Origin of the sequence: Corallococcus sp. 4LFB, assembly GCF_046520365.1 — a bacterium.
Classification (GTDB): Bacteria; Myxococcota; Myxococcia; order Myxococcales; family Myxococcaceae; genus Corallococcus; species Corallococcus caeni.
Genome location: NZ_JBKGHJ010000712.1, coordinates 1 through 3207 on the forward strand (window position 1 = coordinate 1; position 3207 = coordinate 3207).

Annotated in this window: 2 protein-coding genes and 1 pseudogene; 1 reads left to right on the forward strand and 2 read right to left on the reverse strand. The window is 73.7% G+C overall.

Annotated features, from left to right (window positions below; genetic code table 11):
* Positions 1 to 2181, reverse strand: a pseudogene (locus ACLEQD_RS39940) (spermidine synthase); the annotation flags it as partial.
* Between the two features lie 210 nt (positions 2182 to 2391).
* On the opposite strand from ACLEQD_RS39940, the gene ACLEQD_RS39945 reads away from it, so the two are divergent.
* Positions 2392 to 2886 carry a hypothetical protein gene (locus tag ACLEQD_RS39945; protein ID WP_410391172.1) on the forward strand — a complete coding sequence of 165 codons (495 nt, stop codon included), beginning with the start codon at positions 2392 to 2394 and terminating at the stop codon, positions 2884 to 2886.
* A 33-nt stretch (positions 2887 to 2919) separates the two neighbouring features.
* Here the strand turns inward: ACLEQD_RS39945 and ACLEQD_RS39950 are convergent.
* On the reverse strand, positions 2920 to 3207 hold a 288-nt coding region (locus ACLEQD_RS39950; RefSeq protein ID WP_410391174.1), incomplete at its 5' end, for a hypothetical protein.

The window sequence follows — 3207 nt, forward strand, 5'->3', positions numbered from 1 at the left end:
CGTTCGGGTCCGCCGCGGCGCGGCCCTGGGCCCTGGGGCGCAGGGCCTGGAGCACGCTGCTGCGCTCGTCCGTCCAGACGTAGGCGGGCTCGCCGCGCAGCCCCAGCCGGCGCACGTGCGCGCGGCTCCCGGTGAAGGTGGCGCCCCAGAAGAACTCCGGCTCCGGGCTCAGCAGCATCCACGAGCTCGACACCGTGTCGCCCTGACTGTCCACCGTGACGAGCGCCGCGGACAGGCCGGAGGCCCGCGCGTGCGCCAGGCTGATGGGCACCAGGTCCAGGTGTTGGTTGCTGATGTGCAGCGCCAGCACCCCGTGCGGCGCCAGGTGCTGGAGGTAGAGCGCCACCGCCTCGCGCGTCAGCAGGTGCACCGGGATGGCATCCGAGCTGAAGACGTCCAGCGCCAGCACGTCGAACTTCCGCGAGCCGTGCTCCAGCTCCCGCTCCAGCGAGATGCGCGCGTCACCCTCGACGACCTCCACGCGCGCGGGCGTGTCCGTCAGCGTGCTGAAGAAGCCGCCCTGCCCCCGCGCGAGGTCGATGATGACGGGGTTGATTTCGTAGAAGCGCACGTCGTCCCCGGCCACCAGGAGCGCGGCGCTGTTGCCCACGCCCAGCCCCAGCATGCCCACGTGCAGGCCGGTGGGCAGCCCCTGTGCCTGGCGCCACCGGCGCTGCTCCGCGAGCGCGAGCCCCAGGCCGCTGTCCGGCGTGTAATACGCGGAAGGGAGGTTGCGGCGCTCCGGGCGGATGTACTGCCAGCCGTGCGTGATGGCGCCGTGGCGCAGGGCGAACTGGTGCTGCCGCGGGTCCTCCGGGGACAGCTCCAGCACGCGCACCACGCCGAAGAAGTTGCGCGCGGCGAAGCGCACGCGCGCCTGGTCCGAGGCGACGAGCAGCGGCAGGTGCAGCGCCACGCCCACCAGCAGCGCCCCGCGCAGCAGGCGCTGCGTGCGCGCCACCACCGGCTCCTCCTTCGGCCGGCGCAGCAGCCCGCGAAGGACACCGCGCAGCACGCGGCCAGGGCCAGCGGGTGCTCCCAGTAGGTGTTGAAGAGGGCGGGCGCCACCAGGTTGACGAACACGCCGCCCAGCACGCCGCCCACGGACACCCAGAGGTAGAAGGCGCTCAGGTAGCGCGGGGCCGGGCGGCGCCGGTACAGCTCCCCGTGGCACACCATGGCGCCCGTGAAGAGGGCGGACGCGTGGAAGAGCACCTGCCACCCCAGGCCCAGCGCGGGGCCCTCCTTGTGCGCGTACGTCACCAGCACCACGGAGGCGATGAGCGCCACCGAGTACGGCGTGCGCGCGTAGAGGGACTCGCGCGAGAAGGCCAGGATGAAGGTGACCAGGTACACGGCGAGCGGCATCACCCACAGGAAGGGGCCCGCCGCCACGTCCTGGGACAGCTTGTTCGTCGTGGCCAGCAGCAGCACCGACGCGCACGTGCTCAGCGCCAGCCACGTCAGCGTGCGGCCCACGCCCGGGCGCGGCGCTTCGACGGGAGCCCCGGAAGGAGCCCCGTCGGAGGACCCGAGGGGGTTCGTGGCGGCGCCGGGGGCGCTGGCCGCGGGCGCGCGGCGCAGCAGGTCCCGGGCGCAGGCCAGGACGCAGAGGACGAAGAGGACGAAGCCCGCGGCCCAGCCCCACGCCTGCGCGCTCCGGCCCACCCAGGGCTCCACGAGGAACGGGTAGCCCAGGAGCGCCAGCAGCGAGCCCGCGTTGGAGAGCGCGTAGAGCACGTACGGCGAGCGCTCCGGCCGCGCGCGGGCGAACCACGACTGGAGCAGCGGGCCGGTGGTGCTGAGCACGAAGAAGGGCAGGCCCAGCGCGGCGGCCAGCATCCGCATCAGCCGGAGCACGGGCAGGTGCTCATCCACCGGGCGCCAGCCGTCCCCCGGCGCCAGCGGAGAGCCCGTCCACGAGGCCCGCGCCACGAGCGCGCCCAGCGCCACCGCCAGCAGGCCCAGGTGCAGGAAGGCCTGCGCGCGCGAGCGCAGCCGGGAGGCCACCGCGTGCGCGTAGGCGTACCCCGCGAGCAGCACGGCCTGGAAGAACAGCATGCACGCCGTCCACACCGCCGGCGTGCCGCCGTACCACGGCAGCGCGTAGCGGCCCGCCAGCGGCTGGACGCCGAAGAGCAGGAAGGCGCTGGTGAAGATGGCGAGGGCGTAGCGAACCATGCGACCTCGGGGGACGGGGAAGACGCACGGCGTAGGACTTCCGCGCTCTGCGTGTTTCCCGCCTGGGCGACAGTCTTGTCAACACGGGCACGTCGTGGAGCCCGGTGGGCGGACAGGCAGGCAACTGCTGGGGTGGGTGGCCCCGGGAAGCGCCGGCCCTAACTTCCCGGACGGACAGGCGCGGAGGTCCTCGCGCCAGAGGGGGAAACCATGAAGGGCATCAAGCGCGCGATGGGGCTGGGGCTGCTGGTGGGCGGTGCCTTCGGAGCCTGGGGCTGCAACAGCGAGCAGTCCTCGAAGGGCCCCCAGGGGTTCCAGGACCCCGTGCAGCTCCAGCACCGCTCCCAGCCGGCGCCGGCCGGGGACACGGCTGGCGGCAACCTGGGCCATCCCTCCAACGAGGGCGGCGGCAGGCCCTACCACAGCGACAGCAAGGCCGCGCTGGGTGGCGGCACGTCCGCCCCCAACAACATGGAGGGCGAGGCCGCGAACAGCTCCGGCCAGCAGACCGGCGGCACCCGGGAGCTGGGCACGGGGCTCGCGGAGAGCTACCGGGGCACGGCGTCCTCGGAGGGCACCGGCGGCTCCGGGCGCGACGCGGGCATGATGATGGACGCGGGCATGATGATGGACGCGGGCTCGAGGATGGACGCGGGCTCGAGGATGGACGCGGGCTCGAGGATGGACGCGGGCTCCCGGCGTTAGGCGCGACCGCGTGGGAGGCGCCCTTTCGGGGCGCTACTCCTGACGGCGCTGCACGGTCCGGAGCTGGTCATGCAGGCTCTTCACCTGCCTGAGGGTCGGCGTCCTGCTGCCGCCCTGGTTGAAGCCCTCCAGCAGCGTCCCGAAGAGGCTGCACTGCATCCCCATGGCTTCGCAGCCGTGATTGTTCTCGAGCGTCAAGAAGAGGGCCTTCGTCGCCGCCCATTCCCGCTCCAGCTCGGTGGTCGCACCGGCCTCCTTCGCGGGGGCGCGGGCGGTGGCGGCGCGCTTGCCCGGGCGTGACGGGACCGCCTTCTTCGCGGC